The 18,628-nt window shown below is 70.5% G+C and carries 20 protein-coding genes; 10 read left to right on the top strand and 10 right to left on the bottom strand.

What is annotated here, in order from left to right; all coding sequences use genetic code 11:
• Window positions 1-26: 26 nt before the first annotated feature.
• Both WDZ95_RS01275 and WDZ95_RS01270 read right to left on the bottom strand, forming a co-directional pair.
• Window positions 27-1,097, bottom strand: coding sequence for a C4-dicarboxylate TRAP transporter substrate-binding protein (locus tag WDZ95_RS01275; RefSeq protein WP_425775906.1), 1,071 nt, complete (start codon window positions 1,095-1,097; stop codon window positions 27-29).
• Window positions 1,098-1,129: 32 nt separating this feature from the next.
• A complete protein-coding gene (locus WDZ95_RS01270; RefSeq protein WP_425775905.1) occupies window positions 1,130-1,846 on the bottom strand; it encodes a TetR/AcrR family transcriptional regulator in 717 nt (238 codons plus the stop codon).
• An 87-nt stretch (window positions 1,847-1,933) separates the two neighbouring features.
• Here WDZ95_RS01270 and WDZ95_RS01265 point away from each other — a divergent pair, with 87 nt between their 5' ends.
• The 4 genes from WDZ95_RS01265 to WDZ95_RS01250 are packed head-to-tail and all read left to right on the top strand — an operon-like array spanning window position 1,934 to window position 6,434.
• Window positions 1,934-2,641: a CoxG family protein gene (locus WDZ95_RS01265; RefSeq protein WP_425775904.1), complete on the top strand. Its 708-nt coding sequence runs from the start codon at window positions 1,934-1,936 to the stop codon at window positions 2,639-2,641.
• Between the two features lie 10 nt (window positions 2,642-2,651).
• On the top strand, window positions 2,652-3,506 hold the full coding sequence (locus WDZ95_RS01260; protein ID WP_425775903.1) for an FAD binding domain-containing protein: 855 nt from the start codon (window positions 2,652-2,654) through the stop codon (window positions 3,504-3,506).
• Between the two features lie 28 nt (window positions 3,507-3,534).
• A complete protein-coding gene (locus WDZ95_RS01255) occupies window positions 3,535-4,020 on the top strand; it encodes a (2Fe-2S)-binding protein (protein ID WP_166226985.1) in 486 nt (161 codons plus the stop codon).
• Complete coding sequence (locus WDZ95_RS01250) at window positions 4,017-6,434, top strand: xanthine dehydrogenase family protein molybdopterin-binding subunit (protein ID WP_425775902.1); 2,418 nt, start codon at window positions 4,017-4,019, stop codon at window positions 6,432-6,434. Before WDZ95_RS01255 ends, WDZ95_RS01250 begins: the two co-directional genes overlap by 4 nt.
• A gap of 19 nt (window positions 6,435-6,453) precedes the next feature.
• Here WDZ95_RS01250 and WDZ95_RS01245 read toward each other — a convergent pair whose 3' ends face one another.
• The 4 genes from WDZ95_RS01245 to WDZ95_RS01230 all read right to left on the bottom strand — a co-directional run bounded on the left by WDZ95_RS01245 (window position 6,454) and on the right by WDZ95_RS01230 (window position 10,687).
• A complete protein-coding gene (locus WDZ95_RS01245) occupies window positions 6,454-7,176 on the bottom strand; it encodes an aldolase (RefSeq protein ID WP_425775901.1) in 723 nt (240 codons plus the stop codon).
• A gap of 14 nt (window positions 7,177-7,190) precedes the next feature.
• Complete coding sequence (locus WDZ95_RS01240; RefSeq protein ID WP_425775900.1) at window positions 7,191-8,456, bottom strand: MFS transporter; 1,266 nt, start codon at window positions 8,454-8,456, stop codon at window positions 7,191-7,193.
• 37 nt (window positions 8,457-8,493) lie between these two features.
• Complete coding sequence (locus WDZ95_RS01235) at window positions 8,494-9,582, bottom strand: alpha/beta hydrolase family protein (protein WP_425775899.1); 1,089 nt, start codon at window positions 9,580-9,582, stop codon at window positions 8,494-8,496.
• Between the two features lie 118 nt (window positions 9,583-9,700).
• The gene (locus tag WDZ95_RS01230; protein ID WP_287469993.1) at window positions 9,701-10,687 is read right to left on the bottom strand and encodes an NADPH:quinone oxidoreductase family protein; all 987 of its coding nucleotides are present in this window, start codon (window positions 10,685-10,687) and stop codon (window positions 9,701-9,703) included.
• A 125-nt stretch (window positions 10,688-10,812) separates the two neighbouring features.
• Between WDZ95_RS01230 and surE the strand changes: the two genes are divergently transcribed.
• From surE to rlmD, 5 genes are all read left to right on the top strand, one after another.
• Complete coding sequence (gene surE / locus WDZ95_RS01225; protein WP_425775898.1) at window positions 10,813-11,595, top strand: 5'/3'-nucleotidase SurE; 783 nt, start codon at window positions 10,813-10,815, stop codon at window positions 11,593-11,595.
• On the top strand, window positions 11,592-12,368 hold the full coding sequence (locus WDZ95_RS01220; protein ID WP_420810314.1) for a protein-L-isoaspartate(D-aspartate) O-methyltransferase: 777 nt from the start codon (window positions 11,592-11,594) through the stop codon (window positions 12,366-12,368). The genes surE and WDZ95_RS01220 overlap by 4 nt, the downstream gene beginning before the upstream one ends.
• A gap of 158 nt (window positions 12,369-12,526) precedes the next feature.
• A complete protein-coding gene (locus tag WDZ95_RS01215) occupies window positions 12,527-13,354 on the top strand; it encodes a peptidoglycan DD-metalloendopeptidase family protein (protein ID WP_425776237.1) in 828 nt (275 codons plus the stop codon).
• A gap of 8 nt (window positions 13,355-13,362) precedes the next feature.
• Window positions 13,363-14,160: a 3'-5' exonuclease gene (locus WDZ95_RS01210; protein ID WP_425775897.1), complete on the top strand. Its 798-nt coding sequence runs from the start codon at window positions 13,363-13,365 to the stop codon at window positions 14,158-14,160.
• Between the two features lie 12 nt (window positions 14,161-14,172).
• The gene (gene rlmD, locus WDZ95_RS01205) at window positions 14,173-15,600 is read left to right on the top strand and encodes a 23S rRNA (uracil(1939)-C(5))-methyltransferase RlmD (protein ID WP_425775896.1); all 1,428 of its coding nucleotides are present in this window, start codon (window positions 14,173-14,175) and stop codon (window positions 15,598-15,600) included.
• A gap of 28 nt (window positions 15,601-15,628) precedes the next feature.
• On the opposite strand, the gene WDZ95_RS01200 is transcribed toward rlmD, so the two are convergent.
• Together WDZ95_RS01200 and WDZ95_RS01195 are read right to left on the bottom strand one after the other, a co-directional pair.
• Window positions 15,629-15,943, bottom strand: coding sequence for a hypothetical protein (locus WDZ95_RS01200; RefSeq protein WP_425775895.1), 315 nt, complete (start codon window positions 15,941-15,943; stop codon window positions 15,629-15,631).
• A gap of 138 nt (window positions 15,944-16,081) precedes the next feature.
• Complete coding sequence (locus WDZ95_RS01195) at window positions 16,082-16,780, bottom strand: Bax inhibitor-1/YccA family protein (protein WP_166226975.1); 699 nt, start codon at window positions 16,778-16,780, stop codon at window positions 16,082-16,084.
• Window positions 16,781-16,933: 153 nt separating this feature from the next.
• Here WDZ95_RS01195 and WDZ95_RS01190 point away from each other — a divergent pair, with 153 nt between their 5' ends.
• Window positions 16,934-17,341 (top strand): GlcG/HbpS family heme-binding protein, encoded by a 408-nt coding sequence (locus WDZ95_RS01190; RefSeq protein WP_166226974.1) that lies wholly within the window; start codon window positions 16,934-16,936, stop codon window positions 17,339-17,341.
• A 133-nt stretch (window positions 17,342-17,474) separates the two neighbouring features.
• Here WDZ95_RS01190 and WDZ95_RS01185 read toward each other — a convergent pair whose 3' ends face one another.
• Both WDZ95_RS01185 and WDZ95_RS01180 read right to left on the bottom strand, forming a co-directional pair.
• Complete coding sequence (locus WDZ95_RS01185; RefSeq protein WP_425775894.1) at window positions 17,475-17,885, bottom strand: ExbD/TolR family protein; 411 nt, start codon at window positions 17,883-17,885, stop codon at window positions 17,475-17,477.
• Window positions 17,886-17,888: 3 nt separating this feature from the next.
• Window positions 17,889-18,623, bottom strand: a complete 735-nt coding sequence (locus tag WDZ95_RS01180; protein ID WP_166226972.1) for a MotA/TolQ/ExbB proton channel family protein — start codon at window positions 18,621-18,623, stop codon at window positions 17,889-17,891.
• Window positions 18,624-18,628: the final 5 nt, after the last annotated feature.

Genomic DNA, 18,628 nt, shown 5'->3' with positions numbered 1-18,628 from the left:
GGGCGGCGCGGGGCCTGGTGCCGGGTTCAGCGGTTCTGGTTGTCCCAGTCGCGCAGGGGCTTCACGCCGCGCGCGCGCAGCTCGTCGAAGTAGGCCTTGAGCACGGCCTTGCCGTTGTCGCCCGTGGCCTGCAGCCAGGGCTGCACGATGTTGGGCAGGCTGTTGACCCACTTGGCCTTCTCGGCCGGGGGCAGGTCGGCCACCTGCAGGCCGGCGGCCTTCATGGTGTCCATCGCGGCCTTGGCCACCTTGGTCACGTGCTCGCCGTGCGCCTTGGACGCGGCCTTGCCGGCCTGCACGAAGGCCTCCTGCACCTCTTTGGGCAGGCCGTCGAAGAACTTCTTGTTGGCCGCCACGCTGCCGAAGTACATCGAGCCGATGTCGATGTGCGTGAGGTACTTGGCCACCTCGTACACGCGCGCCGGGCCGATGCCGCTGGCGAACGAGAGCGCGCCCTGGGTCACGCCGGTCTGGATGTTGGTGTAGTAGGTGGTGAGCGCGCCATCGACCGGCGTGGCGCCGGTGTCGCGCAGCCAGTTCGCCGAGGTGCCGGGCGCGTTGATCTTCTTGTTCTGAAGATCGGCCAGGGTGCGGATGGGGAAGTTGGCGTAGATGTCGTAGCTGTCGGTGATCAGCGAGGACAGCGGCACCATGTTCTGCGCGGCCCAGCTGTCGCGCAGCGCGGGCACGGTGGTGTTGAGCTTGTCGAAGATCTGGATCAGCAGCTCGTGGTTGGTGGTGGCGAACGGCGTGAAGTAGGTGACGTTCTGCAGCGGCATGGCGGAGTTCTCCCACACCGTGCCCACCATGCCCACGTCGACGATGCCGTCGCGCACCGCGGCGCGCGTGTCGGTGAACTTGTAGAGCGTGCCGCCGTAGTTCTCGCGCCAGCGCACCTCGTACTTGCCGCCGCCGGCCTTGAGGATGCGGTCCACCTCGGGCTGGAACACCTCCTTCATGGCGTGCACCCAGATGTTGGTGGTGGGGTGGCTGGAGCCGATGTTGACGTTGATGCGCTGCTGCGCGGCCGCGGGCAGCGCGCTCAGGCTGGCGCCCAGGGCCAGCAGGCTGGCAATGGCGAACTTGGTCGGTTTCATGCGCTTTGTCTCCTTCGTTCTCGGTGATCGGCTCAGCGAGCCGGCTTCTTGGGGGTGAGGGTGAGCAGTTCGCGGCTGGCCATCAGGTAGCTGCGCACGCGGTCGCGCACCAGGGCTTCGTCGCAGGTCTCTTGCACCGCTTCGCTGTGCACGTCCTGGCCATAGATCCAGTGGCGGATCGAGATGTAGAACATGCCGCCGTGCAGGCCCATGAGCAGTTCGAGTTCGCGCTCGCTGGGTTTGGCACGCGAGGTCGAGCCGCGAAAGCGCCGCGTCTCGCGGATCAGGCGCGGGAACAGGCGTTCGCGCAGCATGGCGAAGAAGCGGTCGGTGATGGTGTGGTCCATCAGGCCCGAGAACATGAGGATGCGCACGAACTCGCGCGAGAGCGCGTTGTTCACGTAGTCGGCGTAGAAGGCGGTGAACTTGTCCTCGACGTCGATCTTGGGGTCGTCGAGCAGCGCGTCCCAGCTGTCGCGCCAGCGGCCTTCGAACACGTCGAGGTACACGCGGTCGATCAGCGCCTGCTTGGTCGGGAAGTAGTGGTAGAGCAGGGCGTGCGTGACGCCGATGCTCTTGGCGAGGTCACGCAACTGGCCGCCGAAACCGTTGGACGCGAAGAACTGGATCGCGCCGTCCACGATCTGCCGCTCGCGCTCGGACACGCTCAGGCGGCGGCGCTGCGGCGCGTTCTCGGCGGCCGTTTCTTTGCCATCGGCGGGCTGATCAGGGTTTCTCTGGATGCGCACGCTATTTACCGTACGGTCAATGAGTCTTAGCATTGTTGACCGGTTGGTAAACAAAAACACCCGTGAAAACCCGGGGGTCAAACACAGATGGAACTGAACGGAGACATCCTCATTGCCGCGCCCCGCGACAAGGTCTGGGCCGCCCTCAACGACGCGGCCGTGCTGGCGCGTTGCATCCCCGGTTGCGAGGCCATGGAAGCCACGAGCGACACCGAGCGCATGGCGCGCGTGGCCGTCAAGGTCGGCCCGGTGCGCGCGCGCTTCACGGGCCACATCCGCCTGCACGACGTGCGGCCCGGCCAGGGCTGCACGCTGCAGTTCGAAGGCTCGGGCGGCGCGGCCGGCATGGCCAAGGGGCAGTCGAGCGTGGCGCTCGCCGACGAGGACAGCGGCACGCGGCTGCGCTACACCGCGCAGGCCTCGGTGGGCGGCAAGCTCGGGCAGGTTGGCGGCCGCATGATCGACGCCGCGGCCAAGCAGATGGCCGACCAGTTCTTCGCCGCGTTCCAGACCGAGCTCGCGCCGGCCCCGGCCGAGGCCGCGCCCGCCGACGCGGCTGCGGTCGAGCCCGCGCCCGCCGTTGCGGCTTCGGCGCCCAACGCCGTCGCGCCCACGCTGTCCGCGCCAGCGCCAGCGCCAGCGCCAGCGCCGGCACCGGCACCTGCGCCCATCACCGCGCGTCCCGCGCCAGCCGCCCCGTCCGCCGGCGCCGGCGAGGGCGTTCGCATCCTGTGGTTCGCGCTCGGTGCCCTGTCCACGGGCTTCGGGGTGTGGATCGCGTCGGTCCTGTTCTGAGGAGACTGGTTTGAAAGCCGCTGCATTCGACTATGTGAAACCCGACACCGTGGACCAGGTGATCGCGCTGCTGCAAACGCACGGCGACGACGCGCGCGTGCTGGCCGGCGGCCAGACGCTGATGGCCACGCTCAACATGCGCCTGTCCGAGCCGCTGATGGTGATCGACATCACCGGCATCGCGGCGCTGCGCGGCATCGAGCGGCGCGGCGATGTGCTGCGCATCGGCGCGCTCGCCACGCACACGCAGATCGAGGAGAGCGCGCTCGTGAAGCAGCACGCACCGCTGCTCACCGAGGCCGCGCCCCACATCGCGCACCGCGCCATCCGCAACAGCGGCACCTGGGGCGGCTCGATCGCCTATGCCGACCCGGCCGCCGAATGGCCGGCCTGCCTGCTCGCGCTCGGCGGCACGGTGGTGGTGCAGGGCCCGCGCGGCGAGCGCCGCATCGCGGCCGACGACTTCTACCTCGGCCTCTACACCACCGCGCTCGCGCCCGACGAAATCGTGATCGCGGGCGAGATCCCGCTGGCGCGGCCCGGCCAGTGGCATGGCCTGTCCGAGCTTGCGCGCCGCCATGGCGACTACGCCATCGTGGGTCTGGCTGCGTCGGCCCAGCGCCAGGGCGCGGCGCTCAGCGGCGTGCGCCTGGCCTTCATGGGCGTGGCCACCACGCCCTGGCGTGCGCGCCGCACCGAGCAGCTGCTCGAAGGCAGGGTGCCCGACGCCGCCACGCAGGCCATGGCCGTGGCCAGCCTGCGCGCCGAGATCGATCCCTTGCCCGATCTGACCAACACCCCCGAGACCAAGCGCCACCTGGCCGGCGTGCTGCTGCAGCGCCTGCTGGCGTCGGCGCACGCCTGAGGCCACCGGACCCGCAACAGGACACCCCATGGCAGACCTCCACCCCCTCCACGTCACCGTCAACGGCCAGGCGCACCGCTGCAGCATCGCGCCGCGCACCCACCTGGTCGATTTCCTGCGCGAAGACCTCGGCCTCAAGGGCAGCCACCTGGGCTGCGAGCACGGCGTTTGCGGCGCCTGCACCGTCGAACTCAATGGCCAGATCGTGCGCGGCTGCCTCACGCTGGCCGTGCAGGCCGACGGCGGCTCGGTGCAGACCATCGAAGGCCTGAGCCAGAGCGGCGTGATCCGCGACCTGCAGCAGGCCTTCGTGGCGCGCAATGCGCTGCAGTGCGGCTTCTGCACCTCGGGCATGCTCATGGCGGCCAAGGAACTGGTCGAAACCCGCCCCGAGGCCACCCGCGCCGAGGTGCGCGAATGGATCTCGGGCAACTACTGCCGCTGCACCGGCTACCACGCCATCGTCGACGCCATCTGCGACGTGCTGCGCCAGCGCAAGGAGACCCAGGCATGAAACGCGACATCACCAACCTCGAGCCCGGCGTGCAGGTGCCCACCACAGTGGCGCCCGTCACCGAAGACCAGCGCTACATCGGCGCCCCGGTACCGCGCGGCGGCATCGAGCGGCTCACCCAGGGCCTGGGCCAGTACATCGACGACATCGAGCTGCCGCGCATGGCCCACGTGGCCTTCTGGCGCAGCCCGGTGGCGCACATGCGCATCAAGGCCGTGCACGCCGACACCGCGCGCGCCATGCCCGGCGTGCTGCTGGTGGCCGACGGCCACGACCTCGCCAAGGTCTGCAAGCCCTGGGTCGCGGTGCTGGGCCACCTCGCGGGCATGAAGTCGGCGCCGCAACACGCGCTCGCGGTGGACCGCGCCTGCTGGCAGGGCGAGCCCGTGGTGGCCGTGGTGGCCGAAACGCGTGCACAGGCCGAAGACGCGCTGCAGCACATCACGGTCGACTACGAAGAGCTGCCGCTGGCCACCGACATGGAGACCGCGCTCGATGCCGCCACGCCGCTGATCCACCCCGAGCTTGGCGACAACCTGTGCTTCACGCGCAGCCTCGACGTGGGCGAGGTCGACCGCGTGTTCGCCGAGGCCGACGCCGTGGCCGAGGCCACCTTCGAGTTCGGCCGCCACACCGGCGTCACGCTCGAGCCGCGCGCGCAGATCGCGCACTGGAACCCGGCCGAGCAGCGCCTCACGGTCTACCACTCGTTCCAGGCCCCGCACATGATGCAGGACCTCTACGGCCGCCAGTTCGACCTGCCCGCCAGCGCGATCCGCGTGGTCTGCAAGGACGTGGGCGGCTCCTTCGGCATCAAGGTGCACGCCTACCCCGACGACTTCGCCACCGTGGCCCTGTCCATCCTGCTGGGCCGGCCGGTGAAGTTCGTGGCCGACCGCCTCGAGAGCTTCACCAGCGACATCCACGCGCGCCACCACCGCGTGAAGGCCCGCATCGCCGTGAACCAGAGCGGCGAGATCCTGGGCTTCGACATGGACGACCTCACCGGCATCGGCCCGTACTCGATGTTCCCGCGCACCAGCGCGATCGAGGGCAACCAGGTGGTGAACCTGGTGGGCGGGCCCTACAAGCACAAGCACTACCGGGCGAAGCTCAACGTGGTGTTCCAGAACAAGACGCCCACCTGCCAGTACCGCGGCGTGGGCCACCCGATCGCCTGTGCGGTGACCGAGGCCCTGGTGGACCTGGCCGCGCAGAGGATCGGCATGGACCCGCTGAAGATCCGCGAGCTCAACGTGATCCCCGACGACGCCTACCCCACCACCGGGGCCTCGGGCATCAAGCTCGAGGTGCTGTCGCACGAGGCCAGCCTGAAGAAGCTGCGCGAGCTCATGAACTACGACGCGCTGCGCGCCGAGCAGGCCGCGCTGCGCCAACAGGGCATCCACCGCGGCATCGGCTTCGCCACCGTGATCGAGCTCACCAACCCCAGCGCCGCGTTCTATGGCGTGGGCGGCGCTCGCATTGCCTCGCAGGACGGCGCCACCGTGCGCCTGGACCCCGAAGGCGACATCACGGTGCTGGTGGGCGTGGGCGAGCAGGGCCAGGGCACCGAAGGCATCTACCGCCAGATCGCGGCCGATGCGGTGGGCGTGGACATCACCAAGGTCAAGGTGCTCACCGGCGACACCGATGTCACGCCCTACGGCGGCGGCACCTGGGCCTCGCGCGGCGCGGGCGTGGGCGGCGAGGCGGTGCTGCTGGCCGGCCAGGCGCTGCGCGAGAACATCCTCAAGGTCGCGGCGGTGATGCTCAAGCGCGAGGCCGCCGGCCTGGCGGTGCGGCGCGACCGTGTGGTCGACGCGGCCACGGGCGAAGAGCTGCTGCCGCTCAAGGAGCTGGGCCGCGTGGCCTACTTCCGTTCCGACACGCTGCCAGCCGATTTCACGCCCGAGCTGATGGTCACGCGCCACTATGCGCAGCGCGACTACCCGTTCATCTTCACCAACGGCGTGCAGGCCTCGTACGTCGAGGTCGACCCCGACACCGGCTTCGTGAAGCTGCTCAAGCACTGGGCGGTCGAAGACTGTGGCCGCGTGCTCAACCCCATGCTGGTGGACGAGCAGATGCGCGGCGCGATCGTGCAGGGCATTGGCGGCGCGTTGTTCGAGGAGTGCCTGTACGACGATGCCGGCCTGATGCTCAACGCCAACATGGCCGACTACCTCGTGCCCATGTCGGCCGAGATGCCCGACATCGAGGTGGCACACGTGATGACGCCCACGCGCAGCTCGAAGCTGGGCGCCAAGGGCGCGGGCGAGGCCGGCACGGCGGGCGCGCCGGCCGCGGTGATGAACGCCATCAACGACGCGCTGGCGCCGTTCAAGGCGGTGGTGCACTCGCAGCCCATCACGCCCGAGAAGGTGCTGCGCGCGCTCGGCAAGGTGGCCTGAGCGCGCGGTGCCCGGCGGCTCAGAGCCGCCGGCGCAGCGCCTCGAAGAACAGGTCGGACTGCAGGCGCTCGCCGCGCGTCTGCTCGGCCACGTGCGCGGCCATGTCGGCGCTCGCCGGGGCCAGGCCGATGCCGCTCGATTGCGCGATCACCTGCGCCATGCAGGCGCGCTCCAGGTAGTACAGGTCGTCGAAGGCGTGCGCGACCTGCGTGCCGCAGACGATCACGCCGTGGTTGGCGAGAAAGGCGATGTCGCCAGTGCCCATGCCGCGTGCGATGCGCTCGCCCTCGCGCGCGTCCAGCGCCAGGCCGTTGTAGACCGGGTCGACCGCGACGCGGCCGTGAAAGCGCATGGCGTTCTGCGACAACGTGGTGTCGAGCGCGCGCGCCCGCGTGAGCGTGAGCGCGGTGGCGTAAGGCATGTGGGTGTGCAGCACCACCGCGTGCCGCGCCACGCGGTGAATGCCCGCGTGGATGTGCATGGCCGTGCTTTCCACCGCGTGCCGGCCCGCGAGCGCCTGGCCCTGCACGTCGACCATCACGATGTCGTCGGCCTGCACCTCCTGCCACATCAGCCCGCGCGGGTTGAGCAGGAAGCGGCCCGAGCCGTCGGGCAGCTCGACGCTGAAGTGGTTGCAGACGCCTTCGGACAGGCCGAAGTGCGCGGCCGCGCGCAGCGCGAGCGCGAGGTCGGCGCGCAGCCGGCGCACGCCGTGTTGCTGGTAGTCGTGTTCGTGGTTCATGTCGGTTCGGTGAATCAGGCCGTGGCGCCGCGCAGGCCGCCGGGCCCCGCGCCGCGCACGCGCCAGAACAGGAAGAGGGCAATCGCCATGTTGAGCAGGTTCCAGCCGATGCCGTTGAGGAAGGCGGCCTTGTAGCTGCCGGTGAGGTCGAACACCCAGCCCGAGAGCCAGCCGCCCAGGGCCATGCCCACCAGCGTGGCCATGATGACCGCGCCCACGCGCACGCCGGCCTCGGCGGGCGCGAAGTACTCGCGCACGATGATGGCGTAGCTCGGCACGATGCCGCCCTGGAACAGGCCGAACATGGCCGAGATCAGGTACAGCGGCACCAGGCCGTCGAAGGGCAGGAACATGAGCAGGGCCACGCACTGCAGGGCCGAGCCCAGCAGCAGCGTGCGGATGCCGCCGATGCGGTCGCAGATCCAGCCCGACACGAGCCGGCTCACGATGCCGCTGGCCAGCATGAGCGAGAGCATTTCGGCCCCGCGCGCGGCGCCGAAGCCCAGGTCCACGCAGTAGGCCACGATGTGCACCTGCGGCATGGACATGGCCACGCAGCAGCCCACGCCGGCCAGGCACAGCAGGGCCTGCGCCTGCGCGGGCTTCAGGCCGAAGGGGCGGCGGGTGTCGTTGAGCGCGCCGCCCGGCGTGGCGGGCGCGGCGGCCATCACCAGCGGCGGGCGCTGGCGCATGCGGTTGGCCAGCAGGAACATGCCCAGGCCGCACACCAGGCCGAGCAACAGATAGGTCTGGCGCCAGCCGATGGTGTCGATGCCCCACTGCACCAGCGGCGGCCACACGGTGCCGGCCACGTAGTTGCCGCTGGCTGCGATGGCCACCGCGATGCCGCGGCGCTTGTTCCACCACAGCGCGGTGTCGGCCAGCAGCGGCGCGAAAGTCGACGAGCTGCCCAGCAGGCCCAGCAGCAGGCCGTGTGCGAGGCCGAAGGTCCAGATGCTGCCCGAGAACGCGGCCCACACGAAGCCCCCGGCCACGGCCAGCGCACCCAGGCGCAGCACCGGCGTGATGCCGTGGCGGTCGGCCATCTTGCCCGTCCACAGGCCGCCCAGGCCCAGGCAGACCATCATGAGCGTGTAGGGCAGCGAGGCGTCGCCGCGGCCCACGCCGAACTCGGCCTGCACCGCGGGCAGCACCACGGCCACCACGTACATGCCGCTGTTGCCCAGCGTGACCAGGCCGAGCACGGTGAGCAACCGCCAGGCCGCCGTGCGCGAATCGATGAGGGAGGGGTCGGCGGGGGCGGCGGCGTTCGTGGGCATGGGGGCCGATGCTACGCCCCCGTTGCCGCCCGGGCTGTCAACGCGGCGTCGCGGCGTCCGGCAGGGCGGCCGGGCTGGCCTGGGCGGCTTGCAGGACCGGCAGGGCCCGCGCGCTGAGCAGCGCGGTGTGCGCGGTCTGCCAGCGATCGAGCGCGTCGCCGCGGTCGCGCCACACGCCATCGAGGAAGGCCACCACCAGCTCGCGCGTGGCGCGCTTGACCGCCACGTTGTGCGCGCTGCCGCCCGTGCCCAGGCGGTCGGTGAACATGCTGTGCGAGCCGTCGCGGAACACCACCAGGCGTTTGCTCGGGCTGCCCATGGCCTCGTACAGCGCCACGCGGTCCTGCACGCCCGAGAAGAAGCCCGGGATGCGGATGTCGTCGTCCTCGGCCGTGACGTGCAGCGCGGGCAGGCCGATGGGCGCGAGGATGGGCCCGGGCGCGCCGTAGCCGTGGAAGGGCGGGGCGCTGATGGCCACCACCGCCTTCACGCGTGCATCGGCGAGCGCGGGCTTGCCGGGCACGCGCGCGCCCGACACCAGCAGCGCGGTGTTGGCGCCATACGAATGGCCCACCGCCGCGATGCGGGTGGCGTCGAGGCGCGCGGCCAGGGCCGGATCCGCCAGCACCTGATCGAGGGCGAAGCGCAGGTCTTGCGCACGTGCGATGGCCTCGGCCTCGGTGGCGGCGCCGTTGAGGCGTTCGAGCAGGTCCCAGGGGCTGCCGCGCCACAGGCGGTTGTCGCTGCCCACGTGTTGCACATGCAGCGCCGCGTAGCCCTGGGCCGCGAGGTGGCGACCCAGGTAGCTGTAGCCGAAGCGCGAGCCGCCGATGCCGTGCGAGACCACCACCAGCGGCACGCGCGCGTCACCGCCCGGGGCGGCGCGGGGGAGGTACAGGCGCGCCGGCACCGCGCGGCCGCGCGCGCTGTCGACCCAGTCGCGCTCCAGCGCCTCCACCTGCTCGGCCGAGGGCATGGGCAGGGCCTGGGCGAGCTGGGCCTGGCGCGTGGCCACGCGCTCGGCCTCGGTGAGCGATTCGCTGGCGCGGCTGGCGCAGCCCAGCAGGCCGAGGCTGGTGACGGCGCCGATCAGCGCGAGGGTGAGGGCTGTGCGGTGGCGGGGCATGGGCGGTCGGTGGCGGTCGCAACGGGCACCGATTGTTCGGTCCTGCGGCGCGGCGCGGATGACATTTGTGTCATCCATGACCACCGGGCCGCCGCGCAGGCCTTCAGCGCGGGGGCCTTCAGTTCACCAGCACCAGCTTGCCCTTGACCGCGCGCGAGCCCATCACCGCAAAGGCCTGCTTGAGCTCGCTCATGGGCAGGGTGCGCTCCACCAGGGGCTTGATCAGGCCTTTCGCGTACTGCGCGGCCAGGGTCTGCATCATGGCCGCGTTGGCCTGGGGTTCGCGCTTGGAAAAGTCGCCCCAGAACACCCCCACGATGCTCGCGCCCTTGAGCAGCGGCAGGTTCAGTGGCAGTGCGGGGATGGGTCCGCTCGCGAAGCCCACCACCAGGTAGCGGCCGCGCCAGGCGATGGAGCGGAACACGGGCTCGGCGAAGTCGCCGCCCACGGGGTCGTAGACCACGTCCGGGCCCTTGCCCTCGGTGAGGCGCTTGATCTCGTCGCGCAGGCTGCCCTGCGGCGCGTGGGTGCTGTAGTTGATGGTGGCGTCGGCGCCGAGCTGCGCACACAGGGCGCATTTCTCGTCGCTCGAGGCGGCGGCGATCACGCGCGCGCCGGCGGCCTTGGCGATCTGGATGGCGGCCGTGCCCACGCCGCCCGCGGCGCCCAGCACCAGCACGGTCTCGCCGGCCTTCAATTGCGCGCGATCGATCAGCGCGTGGTGCGAGGTGGCGTAGATCATGATGAAGGCCGCCGCGTCGACCGCGGGGAAGCCCTCGGGCAGCGGCATGCACAACGCGGCGGGCGCCAGCGTGTGGGTGCCGAAGCCGCCGGTGCCGCTCAGGCAGGCCACGCGCTGGCCGGCCTTGAGGTGTTTCACCCCCTCGCCCACGGCTTCGATCACGCCCGCGTACTCGCTGCCCGGCACGAAGGGCAGGGGCGGCTTCATCTGGTACTTGTTCTGCACGATGAGCAGGTCGGGAAAGTTCAGGCTTGCGGCCTCGATGCGCAGGCGCACCTGGCCCGCGCCGGGTTCGGGCGTGGGCAGCTCTTTCCATTGCAGGGCGTCGACGCCCACGGGGTTCTCGCACAGCCAGGCGTGCATGGTCGCTCTCCTCGGGTGATGGGTTGCCGCGGACCATGATAGGCAGGCCAAAGGCGATCGCGCAGCGGGCTTGCCCGCGCCTTGTCCCGTGGGCGACCGGGTGGCGCTCCTAGAATCGCATCCCCATGAAGATCCTCATCTCCAACGACGACGGTTTCCAGGCCTCCGGCATCGTCGCCCTGCACGACGCCATCAAGGCCCTGCCCGGTGTGGAGGTCGAGGTGGTGGCGCCCGAGCACAACAACAGCGCCAAGAGCAATGCGCTCACGCTGCACTCGCCCCTGTACGTGCACCAGGCCGCCAACGGCTTTCGCTACGTCAACGGCACCCCCGCCGACTGCGTGCACATCGCGCTCACCGGTCTGCTCGGCTACCGGCCCGACCTGGTGATCTCCGGCATCAACAACGGCGCCAACATGGGCGACGACACCATCTACTCGGGCACCGTGGGCGCGGCCATGGAGGGCTACCTGTTCGGCATTCCCGCGATCGCGTTCTCGCAGACCGAAAAGGGCTGGAAGCACCTCGACGCCGCGGCCGCCAAGGCCGCCGAGCTGGTGCAGCAGCTGCTGCCTTCGGTGCCCGAAGCGCAGCGGCGCAACGAGCCCTGGCTGCTCAACGTGAACATTCCCTGTCTGCCGCTGTCCGACATCCGCGGCTTCAAGGTCACGCGCCTGGGCCGTCGCCACGCGGCCGAGCCCGTGATCACGCAGGTGAACCCGCGCGGCGACACCATGTACTGGATCGGCAGCGCCGGCCCCGCGCGCGACGACGTGGAAGGCACCGACTTCCACGCCGCGCTGCAGGGCTACGCCACCATCACGCCGCTGCAGGTCGACCTCACCGACCACGACCGCCTGCCGTACTGGGCGCCCACCGCGGTCGCGCTCTCGGGAGGGCCGGCGTGAAGCAGCCCGCGCCGCGCCCGCGCCCCGGTTTTCCCGCGCGCCTGCCCGCCGGCACACCCGCGCCCACGCCGGCGCGTGCGGCCCGGCCGGCCCCGGCCGCGCCCGCGCGCGTGGTGCCTTCGGGCGTGGGCATGGACTCGTCGGCCGTGCGCGCGGCCATGGTGCGCAAACTGCAGGCGCAGGGCATCTCGCACCCCGCGGTGATTGCGGCCATGCTGGCCGTCGAGCGGCACCGTTTCGTCGACTCGGCCCTGGTCAACCAGGCCTACGAAGACACCAGCCTGCCGATCGGGCAGGGCCAGACCATCAGCAAGCCCAACGTGGTGGCGCGCATGGTCGAGCTCTTGTGCCAGAGCTCGCCACAGCCGCTGGGCCGGGTGCTCGAGATCGGCACCGGCTGCGGCTACCAGGCCGCGGTGCTCAGCCGCGTGGCGCGCGAGGTCTACAGCGTCGAGCGCATCCGCGCGCTGCACGACAAGGCGCGCGACAACCTGCGCGCGCTGCGCGTGCCCAACCTGCACCTGATCTTCGGCGACGGCATGGTCGGCTTCGCCCAGGGTGCGCCGTATGCGGGCATCATCGCGGCGGCGGGCGGGAACGATCTGCCCGCGGCCTGGATCGACCAGCTCGCCGTGGGCGGCCGGCTGGTGGCGCCCGCGGTCACGGCCCAGGGCCGCCAGAACCTCGTGGTGGTCGACAAGACCGCGCGCGGCATCGTCCGCACCGAACTCGAGGCCGTTCATTTCGTGCCCCTAAAATCGGGCATCGCCTGACACGGGCGCCCGGGCGGGCGCCGATCGTGCATGGACCCAGGGCCCGTTCACAGGGCCCTTCAGACAACGGTGGAGTCTTCATGAACCCAATCACTTTGCGCGAGCCGGGCCGCAACCCCGCGCAGGGATGGACCGCCGGCCGGGCCCTGGCCTGGTCGATGCTGGGCGCCGCCCTGCTCGTGAGCGTCGGCTGCGCCCAGCGCGTGGCACGCCCGGCCCCGGTCGAGGACCGCGGCACCTCGCGTCCCGCGGCCTCGGCGCCGGCCGCTGCGCCCGCCGAAGCGGCGGCGGCGCGTCCCGGCTACGTCACGGTGCAGGCCGGCGACACGCTGTACCGCATTGCCCTCAATGCCGGCCAGAGCTGGCGCGACGTCGCGGCCTGGAACAACCTGGCCAACCCCAACGCGATCGAGGTCGGCCAGCAGCTGCGCGTGGTGCCGCCCACGGCCGCCAGCGCGCCCGCCCCGGCGCCCGCCGCGGCCAGCGGCCCGTCGACGGCGCCTGTCGCCTCCAGCGGCGTCACGCCGCGCCCGCTGAGCGAAACCAGCCCGGCCGCCGCGCCGGCACCGGCCCCGGCGCCCGCACCGGCCCCCGCGCCCGCGCCGGCCGCCTCGGGCGACGACATCCGCTTCGTGTGGCCCGCCAACGGCCAGGTGGTGAGCAATTTCGACGAGGTCAACAACAAGGGCGTGAGCATCGCCGGCAAGGTCGGCGACCCGGTGCTCGCCGCGGCCGACGGCCACGTGGTGTACGCGGGCGCCGGCCTGCGCGGCTACGGCAACCTCATCATCCTCAAGCACAACAACACCTACCTCACGGCCTACGCGCACAACCAGGCGCTGCTGGTGCGTGAAGACCAGGCCGTGCGCCAGGGCCAGAAGATCGCCGAGATGGGCAGCAGCGATGCCGACCGCGTGAAGCTGCACTTCGAGGTGCGCCGCCTGGGCAAGCCGGTCGATCCGCTGGCCTACCTGCCCAAACGCTGAGCGCCGGTTTGGCCTGGCCCGTCCTCGTCTTCGACATCGAGTCGATCCCCGACGTCGCGGGCCTGCGCGCGCTGCGCGGCAGCGCGCCGGCCGACACCGACGAGCAGGTGTACGCGGCCTGGCTGGCCGAGCGCAAAGAGAAGGGCCAGAGCGACTTCATGCCGCTGCACCTGCAGCGCGTGCTGGTCATCAGCTGCGTGTTCCGCAGCGCCGAAGGCCTGCAGATCCATTCCTTCGTCGACCGCGAGCCCGAGGGCGTGAGCCAGGAGGGCAAGGTCATCCAGACCTTCTTCCGCACCATCGAGAAGAAGGTGCCGCAGCTCGTGAGCTGGAACGGCGGCGGCTTCGACCTGCCCGTGCTGCACTACCGCGGCCTGCGCCACGGCGTGGAGGCCAGCAAGTACTGGGACATGGGCGAGGACGACCGCGACTTCAAGTGGAACAACTACATCGGTCGTTACCACATGCGCCACCTCGACCTGATGGACCTGCTGGCCATGTACTCGCCCAAGAACAATGCGCCGCTGGACGCCATGGCCAAGCTCTGCGGCTTCCCGGGCAAGCTGGGCATGGACGGCTCGCAGGTGTACGCGCAATACCTCGCGGGGCAGACCGACGAGATCCGCCGCTACTGCGAGACCGACGTGATGAACACCTACCTGCTCTACTGCCGCTTCCAGCAGATGCGGGGCGGCTTCACGCCGCCCGAGTACGAGCGCGAGATCGCCTTCGTGAAGGAAACCCTGGCCGGCCTCGCGCCCAACGAAGCGCACTGGCAGGAATACCTGGCCGCCTGGCCGGCCTGAGACAATCGCGGGATGTCCGCTGACGTCCCCCATCCCATTCCCGCTCCCTACCCCGAAGGCTCGCTGGCCGTCGAATCGCTCGACATCGAGGCCCAGGGCATCGCCCACCGCGCCGACGGCAAGGTCGTCTTCATCGAAGGCGCGCTGCCCTTCGAGCAGGTCAGCGTGTCGGTGCACCGCAAGAAGAACAACTGGGAGGCCGCCACCGCCACGGTCATCCACCGCGAGTCCTCGCAGCGCGTGCGGCCCGGCTGCCCGCACTTCGGCCTGCACGCGGGCGCCTGCGGCGGCTGCAAGATGCAGCACCTGCACCCCTCGGCGCAAGTGGCGATCAAGCAGCGCGTGCTCGAGGACAACCTCTGGCACCTGGGCAAGGTGAAGGCCGAGACCCTGCTGCGTCCCATCGAAGGCCCCACCTGGGGCTACCGCTACCGCGCGCGCCTGTCGGTGCGCCACGTGCACAAGAAGGGCGTGGTCCTGATCGGCTTTCACGAGCGCAAGAGCCGCTACGTGGCCGACATGGGCGTGTGCCCGGTGCTGCCGCCGCACGTGAGCGCCATGCTGGCCCCGCTGCGCGAGCTGATCTTCGGCCTGGACGCGCGCGAGACCTGCCCGCAGATCGAGCTCGCCGCGGGCGACACCGTGACCGCGCTGGTGCTGCGCCACCTCGAACCGCTGAGCGAGGACGACCTGGCGCGCCTGCGCGCCTTTGGTCAGCAGCACGGCGTGCAGTGGTGGCTGCAGGCCAAGGGCCCCGACACCGTGCGCCTGCTCGACGAAGGTGGCGAGCCGCTGGCCTACGGCCTGCCCGAGTTCGGCATCACCATGCCCTTCAAGCCCACCGACTTCACGCAGGTGAACCCGGCCATCAACCGCGTGCTGGTCACGCGCGCGCTGCGACTGCTCGACGCGCAGGCGCACGAGCGCGTGATCGACTGGTTCTGCGGCCTGGGCAATTTCACGCTGCCCATCGCCACCACCGCGGGCGAGGTGCTGGGCATCGAGGGCAGCGAGACCCTGGTGGCGCGCTCGCGCGAGAACCTGCAACGCAACGCCGCGGGGCGTGCCAAGCCGCTCGCGCCCACGCGCTTCGCGGCGCGCAACCTGTTCGAGATGACGCCCGAGCTGCTGGTGGCCGACGGCACGGCCGACAAGTGGCTGGTCGACCCGCCGCGTGAAGGCGCGTTCGCGCTCGCCAAGGCACTGGCCGACCTGCACCAGCAGCCCGCGCTGCGCGGCGACTGGATGCCACCGCGGCGCATCGTCTACGTGAGCTGCAACCCGGCCACGCTGGCGCGCGACGCCGGCCTGCTGGTGCACCAGGCGGGCTACCGTTGCGTGCTGGCGGGGGCGGTGAACATGTTCCCGCACACCGCGCACGTGGAAAGCATGGCGGTGTTCGAGCTCGACCCGGCCGCGGTGCCAGGCACGGCCGCCTGAGGCGCGGCCTGCGCGGCCCGCGCGGCCGTCAGGACTTGCTGCCCTCGGCCTTGGTGGCCGCGGGTGCGGCCTCGCCCTCGCTGGGCATGCCGACCACGTTGTTGTCGCGCATGTACTGGTCCATCTCGCGCCAGCCCGCGAACACCGCGGCCTTGCCGGCCTTGGGGTTCGACTGGAAGCACGATTCGATGCTGCGCACCGCGTGGCGGCAGGCGCTGCCGATGGCGCGGCCCTCGGCCTCCTTGCGCGCATTGACCGCGGTGGCGGTCTCGATGCCCAGGGCATCGCAGCCGGCGAGCAGGGCGCTGGTGGCGGTGATCAGGAGCAGGGCGGTGCGGCGCATGGTGTGGTTCCGGGGTTTGTCTTCTGTTTCGGCCGAAGCGCCCCGAACTTGACGGCCGCGTGACGGAAAAACCGACCGGCCGCGCCCATGAAAAAGGGGCCCGAAGGCCCCCGTTTCAGGTCGCGAAAACCGGCCCGGTCACTCGCGCTCGCCGCCGAACACGCCCAGCAGCATGAGCAGGCTCTGGAACACGTTGTACAGGCTCAGGTACACGCCCAGGGTGGCGGTGATGTAGTTGGTTTCCTCGCCGTCCTGCACGCGCTTGAGGTCGTACAGGATGAAGGCCGAGAAGATGCCGATGGCCAGCACCGACAGCGTGATCATCAGCGCGCTCGACTGGATGAAGATGTTGGCCACGCCCGCCACCAGCAACATGATCGCGCCGATGAACAGGAACTTGCCCATGCTCGAGAGGTCGCGCTTGATGACCGTGGACAGCGAGGCCATGCCGAAGAAGATGGCCGCGGTGCCGCCGAAGGCCGTCATGATCAGGCTGGCGCCGTTGGAGAAGCCCAGCACCATGGCGACCAGGCGCGAGAGCATCAGGCCCATGAAGAAGGTGAAGGCCAGCAGGATGGGCACGCCGGCGGCGGAGTTCTTGGTCTTCTCGATCGCGAACATGAAGCCGAAGGCACCGCCCAGGAACACGATCAGGCCCAGCCCGCCGCCCAGGCCGGCGGTGATGCCCGTGGCCACGCCCACCCAGGCGCCCAGCACGGTGGGCAGCATGGACAGCGCCAGCAGCCAGTAGGTGTTGCGCAGCACGCGGTTGCGCTCGGCGGCGCCGACGGAGACCGCGGTACCGAAGCGGCCGGTGGTTTGCACATGGTCTGACATGGTGGTTCTCCTTAACCTTAAGTCTGACGTAAGACTCCAGGATTGTGCCCGAGGTTCCCGCCGCCGGTGCGAACAGTGTTGACCGCCGGGTGGGGAATCAACGGGTTATCTTCGGGCCCTCCGCGCTTTTTCAACCGCACCGCGAAAGAAACCATGAAGCCCTCGTTCCTGCTCGAAGCCGCCGACGTCAAGAAGATCGCCGAAGCCGCCGAGAAAGAAGCCCTCGCCCACCAATGGGCCGTGACCATCGCCATCGTCGACGCGGGCGGCCACCTGCTGTGGGTGCAGCGCCTGGACGGCGCGCCGCCGGTGTCGGCCCACATCGCGCCCGCCAAGGCCCACACGGCCGCCATGGGCCGCCGCGAAAGCAAGGTCTACGAAGACGTGATCAACCAGGGCCGCACCTCGTTCCTGAGCGCGCCCGCGCTGCAGGGCATGCTCGAGGGCGGCGTGCCCATCATGAAGGACGGCGTCTGCCTGGGTGCGGTGGGCGTGAGCGGCGTCAAGTCGACCGAAGACGCCCAGATCGCCCGCGCCGGCATCGCGGCGCTGGGCCTGTAAGCCCGGGAAATGTCAAAAAAACGCCTGGCTAACGGGCCCCTGCCGGGGCCCCTGGCTGGCCTAAAAACGACGCGCGGGGAGGCAAAGAACTCCCCGGGTCGCCCCACGATGGGTTCGAACCGCGCCCCCGGGTTCAGGGCGTGGGTTCGGTGATGAAGCCGATCTTGCGCAGCCCCGCCTTGCGGGCCGCGGCCATGGCCAGTGCCACGCGCTCGTAGCGCACGGCCTTGTCGCCGCGGATGTGCAGCTCGGGCTGCGGGTTCTGCGACGCCGCGGCGCTCAGCAGGCCGTCGAGTTCGGCGTCGGCCACGCGCTGCTCGTTCCAGAAGTAGTGTCCGTCGGCGTCGACCGAGAAGCGGATGTTCTCGGGCTTGTCCTGCACCTTCTCGATGCTGGCCTGCGGCAGGTCGATGTTGACCGCGTGCTGGATCACCGGCACGGTGATGATGAAGATGATCAACAGCACCAGCATCACGTCGATGAACGGGATCATGTTGATCTCCGCCATGACCTCGTCGCTGCTGTCTTGCGTTCCGATGGCCATGGATCAGCCCCGTTTCATGTGCAGCACCTTGCCGTCGCCGCCGGCGCTCACGCGCGCACCGGTGACGAGGTAGGCGTGCAGGTCGTGCGCGAAGCGGTTGAGCTGGTGCAGCACCGCCTTGTTGCCGCGCACCAGGGCGTTGTATCCCAGCACCGCCGGAATCGCCACCAGCAGGCCCAGCGCGGTCATGATCAGCGCCTCGCCGATCGGTCCGGCCACCTGGTCGATCGACACCTGGCCCGAGGCGCCGATGCCCAGCAGCGCGTGGTAGATGCCCCAGACGGTGCCGAACAGGCCCACGAAAGGCGCGGTGGACGCCACCGACGCGAGCACCGACAGACCGCCCTGGGCGCGCACGGTGGAGTCGTCGACCGACTTGCGCAGCGAGCGCTCGATCCAGTCGCTCACGTCGAGGCTGTCGTGCAACTGCGGGCGGCTCACGCCGTCCTGGTGGGTGATGTGGCGCGCGGCTTCGCGGCCCTCGATGGCGGCGGCACGGAAGGGGTTGCCTTCGGCGGGTCCGAGCTTGTCGAGCGCCTCGGTGAAGTCGCTGCTGTGCCAGAAGCCCTCGATGCCGCGCGCCTGGGCGCGGTGGGCGCGCACGTCGAGCGCCTTCCACAGGATGATGATCCAGGTGGTCAGCGACATGGCCAGCAGCACGAGAGCGACGCTGCGGGTGACCCAGTCACCCTGGGTCCAGACGTGGGCGAGGCCGGAGGTAGCGATATCGGTCGGCATGGTCG

This window comes from Hydrogenophaga sp. T2 (genome assembly GCF_049843535.1).
Lineage (GTDB): Bacteria > Pseudomonadota > Gammaproteobacteria > Burkholderiales > Burkholderiaceae_C > Hydrogenophaga > Hydrogenophaga crocea.
This window is presented reverse-complemented; position numbering and strand designations above follow the sequence as displayed.

Excerpts from the sequence above, each read along its gene's own strand:
- WDZ95_RS01275 (WP_425775906.1), bottom strand. The coding sequence starts at position 1,097 with ATGAAACCGACCAAGTTCGCCATTGCCAGCCTGCTGGCCCTGGGCGCC.
- WDZ95_RS01265 (WP_425775904.1), top strand. The coding sequence starts at position 1,934 with ATGGAACTGAACGGAGACATCCTCATTGCCGCGCCCCGCGACAAGGTC.
- WDZ95_RS01255 (WP_166226985.1), top strand. The coding sequence starts at position 3,535 with ATGGCAGACCTCCACCCCCTCCACGTCACCGTCAACGGCCAGGCGCAC.
- WDZ95_RS01250 (WP_425775902.1), top strand. The coding sequence starts at position 4,017 with ATGAAACGCGACATCACCAACCTCGAGCCCGGCGTGCAGGTGCCCACC.
- WDZ95_RS01245 (WP_425775901.1), bottom strand. The coding sequence starts at position 7,176 with ATGAACCACGAACACGACTACCAGCAACACGGCGTGCGCCGGCTGCGC.
- WDZ95_RS01240 (WP_425775900.1), bottom strand. The coding sequence starts at position 8,456 with ATGCCCACGAACGCCGCCGCCCCCGCCGACCCCTCCCTCATCGATTCG.
- WDZ95_RS01235 (WP_425775899.1), bottom strand. The coding sequence starts at position 9,582 with ATGCCCCGCCACCGCACAGCCCTCACCCTCGCGCTGATCGGCGCCGTC.
- WDZ95_RS01230 (WP_287469993.1), bottom strand. The coding sequence starts at position 10,687 with ATGCACGCCTGGCTGTGCGAGAACCCCGTGGGCGTCGACGCCCTGCAA.
- surE (WP_425775898.1), top strand. The coding sequence starts at position 10,813 with ATGAAGATCCTCATCTCCAACGACGACGGTTTCCAGGCCTCCGGCATC.
- WDZ95_RS01215 (WP_425776237.1), top strand. The coding sequence starts at position 12,527 with ATGCTGGGCGCCGCCCTGCTCGTGAGCGTCGGCTGCGCCCAGCGCGTG.
- rlmD (WP_425775896.1), top strand. The coding sequence starts at position 14,173 with ATGTCCGCTGACGTCCCCCATCCCATTCCCGCTCCCTACCCCGAAGGC.
- WDZ95_RS01200 (WP_425775895.1), bottom strand. The coding sequence starts at position 15,943 with ATGCGCCGCACCGCCCTGCTCCTGATCACCGCCACCAGCGCCCTGCTC.
- WDZ95_RS01195 (WP_166226975.1), bottom strand. The coding sequence starts at position 16,780 with ATGTCAGACCATGTGCAAACCACCGGCCGCTTCGGTACCGCGGTCTCC.
- WDZ95_RS01190 (WP_166226974.1), top strand. The coding sequence starts at position 16,934 with ATGAAGCCCTCGTTCCTGCTCGAAGCCGCCGACGTCAAGAAGATCGCC.
- WDZ95_RS01185 (WP_425775894.1), bottom strand. The coding sequence starts at position 17,885 with ATGGCCATCGGAACGCAAGACAGCAGCGACGAGGTCATGGCGGAGATC.
- WDZ95_RS01180 (WP_166226972.1), bottom strand. The coding sequence starts at position 18,623 with ATGCCGACCGATATCGCTACCTCCGGCCTCGCCCACGTCTGGACCCAG.